This window comes from Plantactinospora mayteni, assembly GCF_016862935.1.
In the GTDB taxonomy this organism is placed as follows: domain Bacteria; phylum Actinomycetota; class Actinomycetes; order Mycobacteriales; family Micromonosporaceae; genus Plantactinospora; species Plantactinospora mayteni.
This window is the reverse complement of the sequence record NZ_BONX01000026.1, coordinates 54,906-73,563: the sequence shown is the minus strand read 5'-3', so window position 1 is coordinate 73,563 and position 18,658 is coordinate 54,906. Positions and strand designations below refer to the sequence as shown.

Annotated in this window: 15 protein-coding genes; 8 read left to right on the top strand and 7 right to left on the bottom strand. The window is 73.4% G+C overall.

The window, feature by feature from the left end; genetic code table 11:
• Positions 1-36: 36 nt before the first annotated feature.
• Together Pma05_RS19440 and groEL are read left to right on the top strand one after the other, a co-directional pair.
• Positions 37-537, top strand: a complete 501-nt coding sequence (locus Pma05_RS19440) for a hypothetical protein (protein WP_203858859.1) — start codon at positions 37-39, stop codon at positions 535-537.
• A complete protein-coding gene (gene groEL / locus Pma05_RS19435) occupies positions 527-2,887 on the top strand; it encodes a chaperonin GroEL (RefSeq protein ID WP_203858858.1) in 2,361 nt (786 codons plus the stop codon). Before Pma05_RS19440 ends, groEL begins: the two co-directional genes overlap by 11 nt.
• Before the next feature lie 143 nt (positions 2,888-3,030).
• Here groEL and Pma05_RS19430 read toward each other — a convergent pair whose 3' ends face one another.
• Complete coding sequence (locus tag Pma05_RS19430) at positions 3,031-3,567, bottom strand: roadblock/LC7 domain-containing protein (protein ID WP_203858857.1); 537 nt, start codon at positions 3,565-3,567, stop codon at positions 3,031-3,033.
• Positions 3,568-4,173: 606 nt separating this feature from the next.
• Here Pma05_RS19430 and Pma05_RS19425 point away from each other — a divergent pair.
• The 3 genes from Pma05_RS19425 (at position 4,174) to Pma05_RS19415 (ending at position 7,422) form a co-directional block, all read left to right on the top strand.
• Entirely contained in the window at positions 4,174-4,695 is a 522-nt protein-coding gene (locus Pma05_RS19425; RefSeq protein ID WP_203858856.1) for a hypothetical protein, read from the top strand.
• Between the two features lie 127 nt (positions 4,696-4,822).
• Positions 4,823-5,200, top strand: a complete 378-nt coding sequence (locus tag Pma05_RS19420; protein WP_239312665.1) for a MazG-like family protein — start codon at positions 4,823-4,825, stop codon at positions 5,198-5,200.
• 1,049 nt (positions 5,201-6,249) lie between these two features.
• Positions 6,250-7,422, top strand: a complete 1,173-nt coding sequence (locus Pma05_RS19415; RefSeq protein ID WP_203858855.1) for a hypothetical protein — start codon at positions 6,250-6,252, stop codon at positions 7,420-7,422.
• A gap of 87 nt (positions 7,423-7,509) precedes the next feature.
• Here the strand turns inward: Pma05_RS19415 and Pma05_RS19410 are convergent, their stop codons facing one another.
• The 5 genes from Pma05_RS19410 to Pma05_RS19390 all read right to left on the bottom strand — a co-directional run bounded on the left by Pma05_RS19410 (position 7,510) and on the right by Pma05_RS19390 (position 12,204).
• Entirely contained in the window at positions 7,510-8,142 is a 633-nt protein-coding gene (locus tag Pma05_RS19410) for a hypothetical protein (RefSeq protein WP_239312663.1), read from the bottom strand.
• 166 nt (positions 8,143-8,308) lie between these two features.
• Positions 8,309-9,541 (bottom strand): serine hydrolase domain-containing protein, encoded by a 1,233-nt coding sequence (locus tag Pma05_RS19405; RefSeq protein WP_203858854.1) that lies wholly within the window; start codon positions 9,539-9,541, stop codon positions 8,309-8,311.
• Positions 9,542-9,639: 98 nt separating this feature from the next.
• The gene (locus Pma05_RS19400) at positions 9,640-10,479 is read right to left on the bottom strand and encodes a YqeB family protein (RefSeq protein WP_239312661.1); all 840 of its coding nucleotides are present in this window, start codon (positions 10,477-10,479) and stop codon (positions 9,640-9,642) included.
• Position 10,480: 1 nt separating this feature from the next.
• Positions 10,481-11,308, bottom strand: coding sequence for an ABC transporter permease (locus tag Pma05_RS19395; protein ID WP_239312659.1), 828 nt, complete (start codon positions 11,306-11,308; stop codon positions 10,481-10,483).
• On the bottom strand, positions 11,305-12,204 hold the full coding sequence (locus tag Pma05_RS19390) for an ABC transporter ATP-binding protein (protein WP_203858853.1): 900 nt from the start codon (positions 12,202-12,204) through the stop codon (positions 11,305-11,307). The genes Pma05_RS19395 and Pma05_RS19390 overlap by 4 nt, the downstream gene beginning before the upstream one ends.
• A gap of 130 nt (positions 12,205-12,334) precedes the next feature.
• Between Pma05_RS19390 and Pma05_RS19385 the strand changes: the two genes are divergently transcribed.
• Complete coding sequence (locus Pma05_RS19385; RefSeq protein ID WP_203858852.1) at positions 12,335-13,735, top strand: sensor histidine kinase; 1,401 nt, start codon at positions 12,335-12,337, stop codon at positions 13,733-13,735.
• Positions 13,714-14,457: a response regulator transcription factor gene (locus Pma05_RS19380; protein WP_372441516.1), complete on the top strand. Its 744-nt coding sequence runs from the start codon at positions 13,714-13,716 to the stop codon at positions 14,455-14,457. The genes Pma05_RS19385 and Pma05_RS19380 overlap by 22 nt, the downstream gene beginning before the upstream one ends.
• A 21-nt stretch (positions 14,458-14,478) precedes the next feature.
• Here the strand turns inward: Pma05_RS19380 and Pma05_RS19375 are convergent, their stop codons facing one another.
• A complete protein-coding gene (locus tag Pma05_RS19375; protein WP_203858851.1) occupies positions 14,479-17,373 on the bottom strand; it encodes a tetratricopeptide repeat protein in 2,895 nt (964 codons plus the stop codon).
• 235 nt (positions 17,374-17,608) lie between these two features.
• Here Pma05_RS19375 and Pma05_RS19370 point away from each other — a divergent pair, with 235 nt between their 5' ends.
• Positions 17,609-18,586, top strand: a complete 978-nt coding sequence (locus Pma05_RS19370) for a hypothetical protein (RefSeq protein WP_203858850.1) — start codon at positions 17,609-17,611, stop codon at positions 18,584-18,586.
• The last annotated feature ends 72 nt before the right edge of the window (positions 18,587-18,658 follow it).

The window sequence follows — 18,658 nt, the reverse complement described above, 5'->3', positions numbered from 1 at the left end:
ACAGGCGGTTACTTATTGTTACGACACCATTACTCTATGAATGGTGGTGTGCTCACGCTGGTGGTTTCCGGGCCGGTCCCCGGTAGCGCGCGCGGCGACGCCGAATCCGCCTCCGCGCTGGCTCGGGAGCTGCACACCCGGACGATCCTGCACGTCGTCCGGCCCGGTGTCGACGATCAACTCGTCCGGCCCGGGGTCGAGGATCCGGCGGTCCCGCCCGGCCCCGACCCGCCGCGCGATCCCGGCGACCTGCCCGACCTCGCCGGGTTCGGCCGCGGCACCGGCCCGTTCACCCGCAAGGGCGGCGGCGCCGGATCACTGGCCGAACTCGTGGTCACCGGCCTCTTCTCGGCCACCACCGTCGCGGCGCTGGCCCAGGTCGCGGTCGCCTTCCTCGAACGCGGCGCCGCCCGCCGGATCACCCTGCGGGACGGCCGGCGCACCCTGACGATCAGCGCACCGAGCGAGGACACCGAGCAGATGGTGGTGGAGTGGCTCGGCGTGCCGCCGACCCAGAGTGGCTCCGGTGCGGATTAACCCGCCGGCCGGCCGTTACGCGCTGCTCGTCGCGGTCGGCGAGTACGACGATCCGTCGCTGGACCAGCTCCGGGCTCCCGAGCAGGACGTGGAACGGCTGGCGGCGGTACTGGAGGACCCGTCGGTGGGCAACTTCACCGTCCGTACGTTGCAGGAGGCGTCCGACCACGAGGTACGCCGGGAGATCGAGGACCTGCTCGCCGACCGGGTCAACGACGACCTGGTGCTGCTCTACTTCTCCTGCCACGGCATCGTGGACCCGTTCCACCGGCTCTACTTCGCCGCCGCCAACACCGTGCGGACCCGGCCGGCCAGCACCGCCATCTCGCGCTCCTTCGTCAACGAGCAACTGGAGGCGTGCCGGGCCGCCGCAAAGGTGCTGGTCCTGGACTGCTGTTTCGCGGGTGCGTTCGCCGAGGGCTTCAAGGCGGCGCCGCAGGGTGCGCTGGAGGGCCAGGTCGGCCGGGGGTACGTGGTGATCAGCGCCTGCGACAGCTACGAGTACGCCTTCGAGTCCGACGGCCTGGTCGAGTCCGCGCCCCGTGGCTCGATCTTCACCGACGTACTGCTGGAGGGGCTGGCCACCGGCGGTGCGGACCTGGACGGCGACGGGCGGGTCGGCGTCGACGAGCTGTTCCGGTACGTCCACGACGGAGTGGTCCGCCGCCGGCCGGACCAGAAGCCGAAGTGGAGCGCCTACAACGCCGAGCCGCACATCTATCTGGCCACCGTCCCGCCGACGGCGAACCCGCCGGGGAGCGGCGAGCAGCGGCCGGGCGGGACGGTCGAGGCGGCCACCGCAGCGGTGCCCCGGCCCACCAACTACAACCGGCACCAGGCGATCGTCGCCCGTGGCTTCCGGGCCGGCGCCGATCTGGTCCGGCGTACCTTCGGGCCGCTCGGCCGGCGGGTGTTGGTCGAGGACGCCTCCGGGGCGTACCACGAGCTGGCCGACGCGGCGAGCGTGGTACGGCTCTTCACCGCGTACGACACCCGGGACGCGATCGGCGCCAGCTATGTCCGGGAACTGGTGGAGGGAGTACGGCACCGGGTCGGCGACGGCGCCACCACCACCGTCGTACTGGCCCAGGCCATGCTGGACGGTGCCTCGGCGGCGCTGCGGGCCGGCGCGAACCCGGTGGCGCTGTGCCGAGGGATCGAGTCGGCCGCCCTGGCGGTCCTCGCCGAGCTGGGCGACCTGGCCGTGCCGGTGGAGACGAAGGAACAGCTCAAGATGGTCTCCACGATCGCCTCCGGTGACGAGGTGATCGGCGACCTGCTGGCCACCGCGATGGAGCGGGTCGGCAAGGACGGTGTGGTGATCGTCGAGGAGAGCAACCTCTTCGGGCTCGAACTCGAACTCACCAGGGGCACGAGGGTGCCGGCCGGGCACGTCTCGCCGTACTTCGTGACCGATCCCGAGGAGGCCGAGGCGGTACTCGACGACCCGTCGATCCTCATCGTCGACCAGCGGCTCTCCGCCGTACCGGAGTTGCAGCCGCTGCTGGACGAGGTCGGCCGGTCCGGTCGGCCGCTGGCGGTCTTCGCCCGGGACGTCCGGGACGCGGCCCTGACCGCGCTGATCGTCGGCAAGATGCGGCACACCCTCAACTCGGTCGCCGTCCGGCTGCCGTGGCCGGACGAGGAGCGCTGCACCGTGATGGACGACCTGGCGTTGCTCACCGGGGCGCAGGTGGTCGACGACGCCGAGGGTGGGCTCGCCGCGGCCACCGCACAGGTGCTGGGCGGCGCCCGCAAGGTGATCACCACGCGCCGGGACACCACAGTGGTGGACGGGGCCGGCGACCCGGACCTGGCTCGGCGCCGGGTGCAGGGGCTGCGCGCCGAGTTGGCGCGGCACGAGGCCGGGCGCGACCGGGACCTGCTGAGGGAGAGGCTGGCCCGGCTCGGCGGCGGGGTGGCGGTGATCCGGGTCGGCGAGTCGACCGAGGGGCAGCTCAAGAAGCGCAAACGGCAGATCGACGACGCGGTACGCAACGCGAAGGCGGCCGTCGAGTGGGGACTCGTACCCGGCGGGGGTGCGGCCCTGCTCACCGTCGCCGGGCGGATCGGTGCCCGGCTGCCGCGCGGCGGTGACGAGGCGCTCGGCTACACGGTGGTGGTCGACGCGCTGGTCGCGCCGTACGAGGAGTTGATGCGCAACGCCGGGCGGAACCCGGTGGCCGGGCCGGCCGACCTACGCCGCCGTGGCCCGGGGGTCACCTTCGACGTGGTGGCCGGAACGTATGTCACCGCACTGGACGCCGGCATCGTGGACGCCGCCGCGACGCTGCGCCAGGCGGTCACCGCCGCGGCCGGGGTGGTGACCCGCTACCTGATGATCGGCTGATCTCTCTCCCCAGGCTGCGGCGGCCGGAGCGGACCCCGAGGGTGGAGCGGCGAGCTGCCGGGTGGAGCGGGAACTGGCGGGTGGGGCGGGGTTGGCGGGTGGCCGGCGTCGGGCGAACCCGACGCCGGCCCCAGCCCATGCTGCTACGTGGTGCCGCCGACGTGCAGCAGGTCAGCGATCCGTTCGGCGACCGGTCCCGCCTCCAGGTGCAGCCACGACACGTTCAACCGGTCGTCGCCGAGCACGGCGAGCAGTATCTGGTCGCTCACCCCGTACACCGTGAAGTAGCCCTGGTGGCTGTGGACCGTCAGTTCGCGCAGCGGACCCTGTTGGAGTGTCAGGCCGCACTGCCGACCGAGCCCGAACGTCGTCGCGGCGAGCGCGGCGAGGTCGAGCGGCTCGGGGCCGGCGGTGAGGTCGTGGCCGAGCAGTTGCCCGTCGATGCCGGCGAGCACGGCGCCGCGTACCCCGGGCACCCGGTCCCGGAGCACACCCAACTCGGCGTGTACGGCCGACTGGTCGGACCGGTGCCGGCCGGCGGCACCCGGGCCCGGCTGGTCGGAGGCGCCGTCGGGCGGGGTGTCCTCGCCGCCGCTGTCCAGTCTGGCTCCCGGAGAACGCCGGGGCAGCGGGCTGTCGAACAGGTCCCCTCTGGCGTCCTGGAACTGCGTCACGGTCATCACCGCTCCTCGACCTGGCGCGCGTGGCGCGCGGCGGATGCGAGGCCAACCTGCGGGCGGGCCGGAGCGGTATGACGGACGGGTTCCTTGCTCGCGCGCGAGCTCAGCGGCCGGATCAGCTGGTGGTTCGCCACTGACAGCGCCTCCATTCTTGATGTGAACGTCACTGCCCGTAGTGCCGTCCCCGCTGGACGGTGAGTTTGGGCGGCGGCCGGTCTGACGCGCGAGTTGCTCCTCCGGGGAGAGTCGCATGCCGTGGTGCAAGTTGCATCTCGCGAGACAGGTATTTGTCTGTGCAGCTAACTTACTGTTGACCCGTCCGCGATGGAACAGGGCGATACGACCGATGTTGCGCGGCATGGGGGGTCGTTCTACGCATCGCGTCACTGCGCACAGTAACCAAAACAGAGCGTGATTGCACGTGGCGTCTGCAAACCGCAAATGCACGTGCGCTTCCCAGGTCACCGCGGGATGCGAGTGGACGGCATCGAGGTGCTGTGTCAGAGTGCAAGGGAGGACATTTACGAATACAACTGTCTGATGCGCTGATGCGGGGAGAAGCGCGGTGTTGCCCATCACCGCCCGACGTGGAACGGGTGAGCGACGTTGATACCCCTCGGGGCGGGGTCGCTGCTCGAATACCGGGTGACCGACGCGACCTGGGTCTGCGCCGGGGTCGTACGCGTCGCCCGGTTCTTCTTCTGCCTGACCGATCCCGATCCGCCGCCACGCTGGCACTGGCAGGCGAACGCCCGGGACAACGGCCTGGTGGGGGCGACCGAGGGAGCCATGCTGGTGCGTACCGGCTGCGGGGGCGGCTGGGTCAACCTGACCGTCGAGCTGCACGCCGAACGACCGGCGGCGGAGACGGCCGGCTGGGACGACGCGGTCGAGATCTCGTACCGGACGGCGGTCGGCCAGTCGCACGTCCGGTCGGCGCGCGGCGGCGGTACCGACTTTCCCCGGGTCAGCTTCCGGGGTGCGGGCAGCTATCGGATCCGGGTACACGCCCGGGGGCGGCATCCCTGCCTCGGCCGGCCGGTGGCCGAGCGGGTGGAGGACTACCTGTTGCAGGTCTGGCCGGCGCCGGTGGGGCGTACCGAGATCCTCCGGGCGGCCGACGGGTGACGGGCCCCGTCCCGGGTGGTCGAGCCGGCGGGCCGGGACGGGTGACGGGCCCTGTCCTGGGCGGTCGGGCCGGCGGACCGGCCGACGGGGCGCGGTTCCGGCCGGTCCGCGCCGCTACCGTGGCCTGGTGAGTGATCCCACCTGGGCGGCGGTCCGCGCCGCACGCGCCTGGCTGGACCGGGCCAACGGTACCGGCCGGGCCGAACTGACCTGCCGGATCCTCAAGGTCACCGAGGAGGCGGGCGAGGCTGCCGGGGCGTGGATCGGGTTGACCGGCCAGAATCCCCGCAAGGGTGTGACGCACAGCCTCGACGACGTGGCCGGCGAACTGGCCGACGTCGCGCTCACCGCCCTGGTCGCGATCGAGAGCCTGGACCTCGACGCCCGGCAGGTGCTGGCGAACCGGGCCGCCCGGGTACGGGCCCGACTCCGGGAAACGCCCGTCGGCGATCGGGAAACGCCCGTCGGCGATGTCGACCCGGGTTCGTCGGCGGTTTCGGGGTAAGCGGACGGATTGTCCGACATCGGGGTACGGGAGGACGACATGCTTCGCTGGTCGGTCCGCCGCGTGACCCGACGACGGCGGGCCGCCCTCCGCCGACGTGGCGGTGGACTGGTGGCGGGTCGGTCGACGGCGGGACGTCGTCGGTGGCCGACCCCGAACAGGCCCCGGGGCGGGTGCCCGCAACCCGGCCGTCACCTTCCCCCATAGTTGACGGCCGGCCCAGCCCGCCCCGGTGCCGACCCCTCCGCCACCCGTGGTCGTCTGCCGGGAACGGCGGTCGCGGCCCCGTCCGGCGTGGGGCCGTCGGCCGAGGTCCACGCTCGGCTTCCGCCATCCGGGGGGATGCCTCGGGTGCCGCGTCTTCGCCGATCGCGCGGCCCCGTTCTGCGCGACACTCGGGCACCCGGTTCGACAGTTTCGCCGTCGGGTCGGTTCGGCTTCCGGGGCGTCGACGCGGCCCCGACGATAACCAGGTGGTCAAGGTTTGCTTATTGAGGATATCCACCAGGTCCATCCGTGCTATACCGTGACCGGGTGAGAGTCGAGCGGCACTGGTGGAACGGCGATCGGGGTCCGCGCTCACGGCGCGACGTCTACATTCGTACGGATGGGCAGCGATGGGAAGTCGAGGCCCAGGTTGGGGGCGCCCAAGGGCGCTCGAAGGTGCAGCAGTGCCCCGGTGAGGCGTCCGCGCGCATCCTTGCGGACGCCTGGCTAGGTGGGCGCCCGGGCTGGCGAGAGATGGTGCTCTGAGCCGACCGCCGTCCGGGCTGGTCGCGCAGCGCTGTCTCGCGGCTCGATATCGCCGATATCGTTCAGAGATCCGAGAGGCGGGCCTCGCCGACGGTGCGAGTCACCGGTCGGCGCGGAGTTGCGCGTCCACCCGGGCGGTGTGAGGTTCCGTTACCGGAACCGGTCGCGGTGGCCAAGGCACTTTCCGCGATCTGCCAAAGGAATTGCACTCCGCTACCTCGTCTCGTTGCGTCGAGTTACCATCTAAGCACTCATGGTGATCAATGTCTTGACGACGATCAGCGGGGTGAGGGTTCGTGGCGTGGGACCTTGACGGGCGATCGGGCGGAACAGGGCGGCGGATCGGAGATCTCGACCGCAGCCTGCTGCTGCACTGCCGGACCAGCCAGGTCACCCAGGCGGCCGAGGCGGCCGACCGGAGCGGCGGCGGCCTGGTCGTCACCGCCGACCGGGGCAACCTGCGCGGTTGCCTGGGCCGGGCCCGGCACCTGCGGGAGGTCGACCACTACCACCGACCCGTACTGCTCGACGCGGCCCGGTACGTCGGCGACGGTCGGCTGCCCGCCGAGGCTCCGTTCGACCCGCGCTGGATCGACTGCCAGCGGGACCTCGGGCTGCCGGTGCTGACCGACTCTGGTTACCTGGACCGGGACGACACCGCCGGCCTGGCCGGGATCCTCGAACGGGCCGCCCGGCTCGGTGACGCCATCGCGCTGCTGCCGATGCACCCCGGCTGGCTCACCGACCGGATCGCCCGGCAGACCCTGGTCCGGTACGTGGCGGCGGTCGGCGTACCGGTGGCGGTCGTGGTGGAGGAGTCGGCGAACCCGTTCAGCCCGGCCAGTACGGTGCGCGGGCTGCGCCAACTGCTCGGCTGCGGCGTACCGGTGCTGGTGCTCCGGGCCGATCTGCCGGTGCTCGGGGTGCTCTGCTCCGGGGCGACCGCGGTGGCGATCGGCACCGAACCCGCGCTGCGCCGTCTCGATCCGCGCCGACCCGTCGGATCCCGCCCGTTGATCGGGGTACCCCGACCGTCGGCGGTGGTCCGGCAGTGCCTGTCGTACGCGCCGCTGTCGGAGATCGAGGCGACCATGCAGCGCCATCCGGACAACGGGATGTGGCACTGCGAGTGTGCGACCTGTGCGGGCCGGGGGCTGGGCTGGCTGCTGGACCGGCCGGACGGCGAGCGGAGCCGTACCGCGTTCCGGCACTCCGTCGACGTCCTGCTCGACCTGCGCGCGGAGCTGACCGGGCCATCCACCCCGCTCGACGAGTGGAGCTGGCGGGCCCGCTGCGCCGCCGCCGCGTCCCGGCGCCGCGAGGTGGGCTGGGATCTGCTGCCGATGCTGGACCACTGGCAGCAGGCGGTCGCCCCGCCGAGCACCTCCCGGCCGCCCGCCCCGGCCGCGCGCCGGGCCGGCGGGTCGACCCGTTTCTCCCGGGCGACGACCCCCCGATCAGCGGCCTGACCAGCAGCAGCCTGACCAGCGGCGGCGTGCCCGGCCGGGATCGGCGCGGTCGCCCGGGACGGGCGGCGGCGGGGTGGAGTGCGCGGGTCAGGCCAGCGCCATCCGGGCCCAGCGGCTCGGGCTGAGCGTGAGTACCCGGAACGGGCAGTGCCGGTCGGTGAGCAGCGTATACGCCTCGATCGCCCGCTCGGCCGCGTCCTGGGCCTGCTCGGCCGGGGTCATGCCCCGGCCCCGGTTGCGGAACAGCGCACCGTAGAAGGCGGAGCAGAAGACGCCGCTCTCGTGCCAGCCGATCTGTGCCGAGGTGCCGATGTAGGTGACCTCGTCCTGGAGGCAGTCCCGGACCGCCTTCTGCCAGGCACCGGTGCCGGTCCGGCAGCCGTCCGCGAGGATCGCGTGCGCCGAGATGCCCCGGCCCCGGCTGGCCGCCTCCTCGCCCAGTGCCTCCAGCGAGATCTTCGTCCGGCCGTCGCTGCTGGCGAAGGTGGGGGTGTTGCTGCGGTCGCCGTGTGCCATCACGTGCAGTACGTCGCAGGAGGCGGTGAAGGCGGTCAGCACCGTGTCCGGATCCCGGGAGCGGACGAAGTCGATGTCGACGATCGGCTGCTGGTGCTCGGCGTTGATGTTCTGCAACGTGGACTGGACGAACGTCATCGCCGCGTCGAACGACGAGTCGAGCCCGATGTCGAGCAGGCTCACCCGCTTCGCCCTCATCGCCATGGCGAACCTCCCCCGGATGCGATCAACCACGCTACTCCTGCCGCGCCAACCGCGCCGGCCCGGCGACGGCGCCCTGAACGGCCTCGTGGCCCTCCTGCTGGGGCCGGTCGGTCGGCTCTCCGGGACGGCGGCGCGAGCCACGGGGGAACCGGCCCGGGGCGCGGGGTCAGCCGACCAGGGCGGCGTAGACGAGCTGGCGCAGTTCCGCCCGGAGCGGATGGGTGCTGGAGGGGATGAGCTGGGTGAAGAGCAGTGCGGTGACCTCGTCGACCGGGTCGACCCAGAACGCCGTACTCGCCACGCCGCCCCAGTAGAACTCGCCCGCGTTGCTCGGGGTGCGGCTCGGCACCGGGTCGAGTACCACCGCGAAGCCGAGCCCGAAGCCGATCCCGTCGAAGGTGGTCTCGGCGAAGCCGCCGGTCGAGAGCCGCCCCAGGTCCTGCCCCTCCGGTAGATGGTTGCGGGTCATGAACCGGACCGTACGCGGACCGAGCAGGCGTACCCCGTCCAGTTCGCCGCCGCGCAGCAGGAACTGGGTGAACCGGTGGTAGTCGGCCGCCGTGGAGAGCAGGCCGCCGCCGCCGGAGCGCAGGGCCGGCTCCTTCAGCGCCAGCGCGCCGACCTGGTCGTACCGGACCGCCTGGCCGGTCTGCGGGTGCGCGGCGTAGCAGGCGGCCAGCCGGTCGACGTCGGCGCCCTCGGCCCACCAGCCGGTGCCGGTCATGCCGAGCGGGCCGAAGATCCGTTCGACGAAGAAGGTCTCCAGCGACTGGCCGGAGACTACCTCGACCAGCCGGCCGAGCACGTCGGTGCCCACCGAGTAGCCCCAGGCGGTACCGGGCTGGAAGAGCAGCGGCAGCCGGGCCAGGCCCTCGGTCGCGGCGGCCAGGTCGAAGTGCGGCGGGGGATAGAGGTCGTATCCGGCGGCCCGGTAGAGCCCGTCGACCACCGAGGTCTGTAGGAACCCGTAGGTCAGCCCGGCGGTGTGGGTGAGCAGGTGCCAGACCCGGATCGGCTCGACCGCCGGCACGGTGTAGGGCTTGAGCGCCGAGCCCCGGTCGTAGACCCGGACGTCGGCGAACTCCGGCAGCCAGCGGCTGATCTCGTCGGTGAGCTGGAGCCGGCCCTCCTCCCAGAGCATCATCGCGGCGACCGAGGTGACCGGCTTGGTCATCGAGTAGATCCGCCAGAGGGTGTCCGACTCGACCGGCAGCCCCGCCTCCCGGTCCCGCAGCCCGTAGGTCGAGGAGTGCGCGACCTCGCCCCGCCGGGTCACCACGATCTGCCAGCCGGCCAACTGCCCCGCGTCGACGTACCGGGCGAAATGGTCGTCGACGCGGGCCAGCCTCGCCGGGTCGAAGCCGACCCGGTCCGGGTCGACGCTGCGCTGGAGGCTCATCCGGGGAACCCTACTGCCGGCTCGGAAAGGGCGGCAACGACCGTCGGCTGCCGGTCGCGGCACACCCCGGCCCCGGGTCGGCACCTGCGGCCACCGGGTCAGCCGGGCTCCGTCGGCCGACCGACCGATCCGTCCTGCGGTTGTCCGGGCGGCCGGGTCCGGCGCCAGTACTGCCGCTTGCCGTCGTCCCGGACCACCACGCCGAGTCGGGTCAGCTCGGTCCGCAGCTCGGCCACGTCCGCCTTGTCACCCTTGTCCAGCGCCCGCTGCCGGGCCTTGAGCAGCGAGTTCGCCCCGGGGGGCAGCTCCGGGCCGCCGTCGGTCCAGCGCCGGAACTCCGCCCGGTACGGGTCGCCGTCGGCGTACCAGCGGTAGCCGTACGCCTCGAAGGCGGCCCGGAGCCGGTCGGCGGGCAGGTCCGACGGCTCCCGGGCCAGTTCCTCGGCGGCCGGTCCGAGCAGGACGAGCCGCTTGCCGTCCCGGAACGCCCCGGTGATCTCGTCCCGGCCGACCCGCCGGGTGGCGGTGCCCCGGACCAGGGTCACCCCGTCCCCGGCGACCGTGACGGTCAACCGCTCGGCGTCGGCGATCCCGGCCACCAGCAGCCCGCCGAGCGTGCCGAGGACCAGGGCCCCGCCGGTGGCCCAGGGCTGGTCCACCGCGTCGATCAACATGAACGGGCCGCGCATCGGGATCCAGCGCAGCGACGCCACCCAGCCGGCCGAGAACTGCACCAGCCAGAGCAGGGCGGCACCGAGCACCGGGAAGAGGATCCAGACCAGCGCCACCAGGCCGGCCGGCTCGGCCACCACCGTCGGCTGGCCATGCGCCGGCGCCGGGGTGCGGTGCGGGCTCGGCTCGCCCGGTGCCCTGCTGCGGTCCGGGGTGGGCTCGCCGGGCGCCCTGGTGTGGTCCGGCGGGGCCGGGTCGGCGGTCACCTCAGGACACCTCCCGGCGTACCGTCCGGATCAGCCCGGCGACCAGCGGCACCAGTACCCAGACCGCGACCGAGACGCCGAGCCGGGCCCACTGGCCGCCGTCGAGGTCCCCGGGGTTCGGCGGCTCCACCAGCGCGGCCGTGGTGAGCCCGGTGTCCAGCCACTCGGCGGCACCGCGCAGTCGCTCGATCATCCCGCCGAGGGTGGACCAGACGATCGGCAGTACCAGGGAGAGCACGATCGCCAGCGGGGTGCTCTGGAGCAGCAGGCCGAACGCGATGCCCAGCAGTACGTTGACCACCTGGAAGACCGCCGCGCCGACGAACGCCGACACGCCGGTGGACCAGGACCCGCCGTCGCCGGCCAGCCCGGCGATCACGGTGCCGAGAGCCGCCGTCGCCATGCTGGCCAGTACGGAGAGCAGCGCCGCGACCGCCCCGGCGCCGAGTTTGGCCACGATCACCCGGTGTCGCTGCGGCACCAGGGCGAAGGTGGTCAGCACGGTGCGCTGGGAGAACTCGCTGGTCACCAGCAGGATGCCGAGGATCGGCAGCAGGATGCCGACCGGGAGCTGGGAGAGCGCGAAGAAGTTCTCGAACCGCTGGTCGGGGTCGGGTGCGGTGAAGAGCAGTACGGCCACGATGATCGCCGAGACCAGGCCGATGGTGATCAACAGCCAGTAGCCGGCCCGGGTGTCGGCGAGTTTGCGCAGTTCGACCAGGGTCAGCCGGAGCAGCGTCGGTCGGCCGTACGCGTCGGTTTCGGGGGCGAGGTCGGCGGCGGGGCGTGGGGCTCTGGTGTCGAGGCGTGCGGTGGTGTCGGTGGTCATCTGACGGCCTCTCGGACGGAGTCGTTAGCGGTCAGGGTCAGGAAGATCTGTTCCAGTCCGGCGCTCTCCGCCGGCCGCAGCTCCAGCAGCGCCACGCCGGAGTCGGCGGCGGCCTGCCCGACGGCGCCGGGGTCGGCCTCGACCAGCAGGCCGCCGTCGGTGCTGGACCGTACCGGCAGCCCGGCCCGGTCCAGGGCGCCGCGCAGTGCCTCCGGGTCCCGGGCCCGGACCAGCGCACCCGCGCCGGCCAGCAACTCGTCCTTGCTGCCCTGCGCCACCACCCGGCCGCCACCGATCACCACCAGCCGGTCTGCGACCGCCTCGACCTCGCGGAGCAGGTGCGAGGAGAGCAGTACCGTGCCGCCCCGGTCGGCGAAGTCGCGCAGCAGGCCGCGCATCCAGAAGATCCCCTCCGGGTCGAGGCCGTTCGCCGGCTCGTCCAGGATCAGCACCCGGGGGTCGCCGAGCAGCGCCTGCGCCAGGCCGAGCCGCTGGCGCATCCCCAGCGAGTACGCCCGGACCCGTCGCCGGGCCGCGACCGCGTTCAACCCGACCTGGTCGAGGCACTCGTCGACCCGACGCCGGGACACCCCGATCGTGTGGGCCGAGATCGTCAACGTCTCCCGCCCGGTCCGGCCCGGGTGCTGGGCACCGGCGTCGAGCAGCAGCCCGACCCGCCGACCTGGGTTCGGCAGTCGGCGGTAGTCGACCGACTCGACCGTGGCGGTGCCGGCGGTCGGCGGGGTGAAACCGCAGATCATCCGCATGGTGGTGGACTTGCCGGCCCCGTTCGGTCCGAGGAACCCGGTCACCGTGCCCGGTTCGCAGCGGAACGAGACGTCGTTGACCGCGGTGTGCCGGCCGTACCGTTTCGTCAGGTGTTCGACGCTAATCATGTGGTCGAGCCTGCCGGGTCCGGTCGGTCCGGCGCTGCGGTCCGGAGTCCATACCCGGCGACCTTCGGCTAGTTCCGGACGTCGACTTTGGTCGGTGTCCGGTGCCGGCGTCGGTTCGTACAGTTGGTCCATGACTGGTGTGGCGGCCCGCCCCGAGCACCCCTGGCTGCTGCCGGCCACCCTGACCGCCGACCCGGCCACCGGCCGGCACCGGCCCCGCCGGTCGACCCGGGACTGGATCGTCGACACGATCTGTTTCCTGATCGGCTCCGGTTACGCGTTCATCGCCTTCTGGGACGTACTGCGCCCGCAGCCGACCCTGGTGGCGGACCGGGCCGACTCGGGACTCGCGATCGCGATCGACGCGGTACTGACCACCGCGCTCTGCCTCGCGCTCTGGGTACGTCGCCGCTGGCCGGTCGCGCTGGCCGCCGCCGCCCTGCCGGTGGCGCTCTTCTCCACCCCGTCGGGGATCGCCATTCTGATCATCCTGCTGACCCTGGTGGTGCACCGGCCGCTATCGGTGGCCGGCCCGCTGGTCGTGGCGCACTTCGGGGTCGCGCTGCTCTACGAGTACCGGAATCCCGACCCGGCCGACGGGCCGTGGATCGGGATGGCGCTCAGCGGGATCCTCACCGCCTCGGTACTGGCCTGGGGGATGTTCATCCGGGCCCGGCGGCAGCTCGTGCTCTCCTGGCGGGACCGGGCGTACCGGGCCGAGGCGGAGCAGCGGTTGCGGGTCGAGGCGGCCCGGCGGCTGGAACGGACCCGGATCGCCGGTGAGATGCACGACGTGCTCGCGCACCGGATCTCGCTGCTCAGCCTGCACGCCGGGGCGCTGGAGTTCCGCCCCGACGCGCCGCCGGACGAGATCGCCCGGGCGGCCGGGGTGATCCGGAGCAGCGCGCACCAGGCGTTGCAGGACCTGCGCGAGGTGATCAGCGTGCTCCGGGAGGACCCGCCGGAGGGCGGGGCGGAGCCGGATCAGCCGGTCGAGCCGGCTCCGGTCTCCGCCGGCTGGGGCTCGGGGCCGAAGGCCTACCCGCCGGACCCGCCGTACCCGGCGGTGCCGGTGCCGTCGGGCGAAGAGTCGGGTACGCCGGTTCCGCCGCCCCGGGCACCCGAGCGCCCGCAGCCGACCCTGGACGACCTGCCGGCGCTGGTGGCCGAGTCCCGGGAGGCGGGCATGCGGGTGGACCTGCGTACCGAGTTGACCTCCACGGAGACCGCGCCGGCCGGGCTCGGGCGGGGTGCGTACCGGATCGTGCAGGAGGGGCTGACCAACGCCCGCAAGCACGCTCCCGGGACCAGTGTGCTGGTGACCGCGCGGGGACGGCCGGGGCTGGGACTCAGCGTGGAGGTACGCAACCGGTGGCCGGTCGGTCAGCCGGTCGAGCCCCGGATCCCGGGTACCGGCACCGGGCTGGTCGGGCTCGGCGAACGGACCGCGCTGCTCGGCGGGTGGCTGGAGCACGGGCGTACCGACTCGGGTGACTTCCGGCTGGCGGCCTGGCTACCGTGGCCACCGTGAGCGGAGCAGACGTCGACCCGACACCGGGACCGCACCCGGAGCCGTCGACCGGACCGGTACGGGTGCTGATCGTCGACGACGACGCGCTGGTCCGGGCCGGGCTGTCGATGATCCTCGGCGGGGTACCGGAGCTGCGGGTGGTCGGCGAGGTGGCCGACGGCAGCGGGGTGCTGGCGGCGGTCGAGGCACACCGCCCCGACGTGGTGCTGATGGACATCCGGATGCCCCGGATGGACGGGCTGGCCGCCACCGAGGCGCTGCGCAAACTGCCGCAGCCGCCGGAGGTGCTGGTGCTGACCACTTTCGACGTCGACGAGTACGTGCTGCGGGCGTTGCGGGCCGGGGCCGGCGGCTTCCTGCTCAAGGACACCCCGCCGGCCGAGATCGTCGCGGCGATCGGCCGGGTGGCGGCCGGCGAGGCGACGCTCTCCCCGACGGTCACCCGCAAACTGATCGCGCACGTGACCGGCACGGGTACGCCGGGGAGGCGGGACGCCGACCTCCGGCGGGACCGCGCGGTACGCCGGCTCGACGCCCTGAGCGTCCGGGAGCGGGAGGTCGCGGTCGCGATCGGGCGGGGCTGGTCCAACGCGGAGATCTCCGCCGCGCTCTTCATGAGCGTGGCGACCGTGAAGGCGTACGTCTCCCGGCTGCTCACCAAGCTGGAGCTGACCAACCGGGTCCAGGTGGCCCTGCTCGTGCACGACGCGGAACTGGTCTGAGGACGCGCCCTGCTCGCAGGGTCAGCGCTCCCGCAGGCGGAGCAGGTCCAGGCCGCTCGTGTCGACCACCGGGCCGGTCTCGCGCATCCGCTCGGCCACCTGGTGCCACCGCCCGGCCTGCCGGGTGCAGATGCCCTGTGCCTCGTCGCCGCGCAGCGGCTCGCCCTTGTAGTCCAGCTCGGCCATCCGGCGTCGGGCCCGCAGGCTGCCGTCCCCGGCGTGCTCGGCCACGGTCTGGTAGATGGCGTTGAGCCGCCGGTCCACCAGCGCGATGTTGTGCCGGGCCAGCCGCTCGATGTTCTCCTCGGTCCGGCTGCCGTCCCCGACCAGCCGGTCGGCGCCGGCCAGGCAGAGGTCGTCGTAGCGCGGGATCGCCGGCGGGAACCGGGCCTCGGCGATCCGGATCGGGTCGACCGCCTCGCGCAGCAGCCGGATGAACTCGGCCCGGTCCCGCCAGTACCGGGCGTGGTCCAGGGCGATCCGGCAGAGCGTGTCCCAGGTCTCCGCGTCCAGGTCGAGCCAGCGGATGAGCTGGTGCGGGTCGGCGGTCTGCGGCGGCAGGGCGCGGTCGTGCCAGGTCTGTTCGAGGAGTACGGCACCCTGGCAGAGCAGCTCCTTGGCGTACGCCGACATCCGGGAGTTGATCACCTTGTCCGGGCGCGGCAGCACCACCTTGAGGCTCGGGTACACCTCCTCCTCGAAGTACCCGAAGTCCTGCAACCGGCGCAGCGGCGCCAGATCGGGCTCGCTGCTCAGGATCCACCGCCGCAGCCGGTCGGCGGCGACCCCGCTCTCGGTGCAGGCCAGCGCGGCCCGGAGCTGCTCCACGGCCCTCGCCACCAGCGGCGCGACCGGCGGCGGCAACGGGTGCGGAGTCGGCCCCGTCGCCAGCGGACCGGTCGGGGTGGCCGGCCGGCGGTGCCAGCGGGGCGGGTACGCCAGCGGCAGCGCGTCGGCGATCAGCCGGCGGCCCCGCCACAGCGCCCGCCCGGCCGCCGAGAGGTACGCCGGAGCGGACCGCTCCCGCTCCGGGAAGTACCCCTTGAGCGCGAAGGCGTAGGTGCAGGCCGCGTTGTAGAAGTCGAAGGACCGGAGCGGGTGCCTCGGCCACCTCCGGCGCTGGGCCCGCCGGATCGCCCGGTCCAGCAGCACGCCGCCGCACGGCCACTCCCGGCTCAGTGCCTGGGCCCGCCTACGCGGCCCGCGCCGCCACCAGCCGGCGAGGCAGCCCCCGTCGTCGAACGGTCCGACCGGTGCGACCGGCCCTCCGCCGTCACCGCCGTCACCGGTCGGGTCGGCCAGCCTGACCACCCCGGGACGGTGCACCGGTCGCCAGCCGGTGGCGGCCCAGTCGTGCCACGCCTTGGCCAGCCGCAGCGGTGCCCAGACGTCCCGGAGCAGCAGCAGCGCCGAGTGGGTCACCTCGGAGCGGGTGGCCCGGACGAACCAGGCGAGCACGGTGTCCTCGCGCAGCCGGTACAGCTCCTGGGCGGCGGCGACCTGGAAGACCACCCGGGTCGCCTCCGGACACTCCCGCAGCACCCGGCGCAGCCACTCCTTGGCGGACGGCTCACCGGGCGCGTCGGCGAAGGTCACCACCACCGGCCAGTACCGGTCGACGAACGCCTTCTCCAGGCGTTGCCGCATCTGCCGGCGTACCTTCTCCCGGTCGCCGACCCCGTCCTGCTTGAACCACTGGTGCACGGTCCGTTCGGTGTACGCGAGCGTGCAGGCGTACTGGTAGCGGAGCCTGATCGAGTCGGGTCGGCGGCGCAGATAGCGCAGCGTACCGAGCAGGTGCCGGGGCAGGTCGCGGAGCCGGTCGGCCCGGGTGGTCCAGATGTGGTCGTCATACCAGCCGCCCTGCTCGCGCAGTACCAGTGCCGACTGGTAGGTGTCCAGCGCGTCCAGGAAGAGCCCCATCTCCTCCTGCACGCTGGCCACCATCACCCGCAGGTCGGCGTTGAACGGGTCGAGCCGGAGCGCCTCGCCGTAGTAGCGCAGCGCCTCGTCGAACTGCCGCCGGTCCTGCAACTCCTTGCCCTTGTTGTACGCGGCGAAGAGCGCCGCCGGCAGTTCCCGACCGCACCAGTTCCGCCACGGGGCGGCCCGGCCCAGCCGGGTCACCGGCAGGATCGTGGCCAGCACCCAGTACGCGGTCCGCCGGGTCGCCTCCTCCCAGGTGCCGCCCCACTGGGTGGTCATCGCGCTCCGGCCGCCGCCGAGGAAGGAGGTGACGGTGGCGGAGACGCCGTAGCAGGGTGCCTGGGCCCGGACCTGCAACACCCCGGTCACCCGGTAGCCGATCCTCGGCCAGAGCCGGGGCAGCATCTGGAGCAGGATGACCAGCGGGTTGCCGCTGCGCGGGTCGACCCCGCTGGCCACGTCGAGGAAGGTCTCCGGCGGCGGGTCGGCCGGCCCGGCGTACGGCGGATAGATGTGCGTCTCGGAGAGCCGCTGGCAGAACTGGCTCTTCAGGTCGTCGACCGGCGCGCTGCGGTCCGGGGTGGCGTCGGTGAACTCGTGTACGTCCACCGGGCCGGGCCGGTAGGCGAGCCGGACCCGGCGCCGGTGCCGCCAGGCGGCGAAGCAGATCAGGGCCAGCAGGAGCAGCCCGAGTCGCTGCCGCAGCGGGTGCGGCCCGTCGCCGCCGAGGGCGATGGCGAGCCCGTCCAGCGGGCCGAGCAGCCAGGTGTCGGGGCGACCGGCCCGCAGGTGCGCCCGGCCGATCCAGACCAGCGCGGCGAGCAGGGCCAGGGTGCTGAGGAGTTGCCAGCCGAGCGCCCGTCCGGTCCGGGGGAGCGGCAGCGCGGCGGGCGCGGCCCGAGATTCTCTGCCGATCCGCCGGGGCGTTGGCTGCTCCCACTGCTCGGACCGTTGGATACCGTGCGACGTTCTTCGTGCTCGATGAGGCATCTCGGCCACCGACGAGTCTCGGCTCGCTCCCCTTTCGTGACAAACCCGCACCTCCAGGCTAGAGATCGTGGTAACGACTGCGGTCCGGAATGCCCGTTCTCGGGCGTCTCGTTGGGGTGGTCGCGACCCGCCCGTACCAGTGGTTTCCGCACCGGCCCGGCCTCCCTCCGGCGGGGGAGGCCGGACCGTCGTGCGGGGGATCCCGCTCCGCCGGCCGTCGGCGACGCTGGGGGACATGACCAGGAGACGGCACGGCATCGACGTACTGTCGCGGCGACCGCAGCGGTCGCCGGCCGGGCCGGCGCCGGGCCGGAGCGCGACGGCCTGGGTGCCGTACGCGGTCCTGCTCTGGGCGATCGGGTACGGGGGGCTGCGGGTCTACTGGGCGCTGGGGAACGCCCCGGAGTTTCCGCCGCTGGGCACCGATCTCTTCCCGGTGGCCGGCTGGGGCGCGGTCGCCCTGGTCGGCGCGGCGGCACCGCTGGCGGTCGCGCTGGATCGGGCGGACCGCTGGTGGTGGCCGCTGGCCGGGGCGGCCTGGGGGGTGAGCACGGCCCTGGCGACGCTCTGCCCACTGCTGTTGCTGGACGCCGTCGCCGTGCTCATCCCCGGGCTGGGTCTCACCGTCGACCCGGCCGGGATCGCCGGCCGGCTCGGCTGCCTGGCCGGCGGGGTGCTGCTGGCGGTGGCCACCAACGGATACCGGCGACGCTTCCGGGGCGACCGCCCGCTGTTCGGCGGCCCCCTCGCCGGTACGCCCCGGTGGGCCTGGGCGGCGGCCTACCTGGCGGTGGCCGGCTGCCTGACCCGGCTGGCCGCGCAGTACGCCGTCGGGGTGGCGGAGATCCCGTTCGCGGCCGGGCCGGCCGTACTGGTCTTCGAGGCGGGATTCCTGCTCGCCGGAGTACTGCTGCCGCTGGCCCTGGTGCACTCCTGGGGCCGGGTGTTCCCGCGCTGGCTGCCGCTGCTGGCCGGTCGGCGGGTACCCCGTTGGCTGCTGCTCGGCCCGGGCTTCGGGCTCGGACTCCTGCTGGTCGGCTACTTCGGCGTCGGCACCGGGCAGTTGGCGGTGGAGACGGTCGCCGGGAGCTGGGATCCGGGCGACGGGACGTACCCGCTCTGGTTCTTCTGGGTCTCGATGCCGGCGTACCTGCTCTGGGGGCTGGGGCTGACGGTGGCGGCGCTGGCCTACCGGCGGCGTACCCGGAGCTGACGCCCGCCGCCCGCGCCCTCCGCTTCCGGTTCGGGACTACGACGACGCGGCGATCCGGCGGCTCCGGATCGC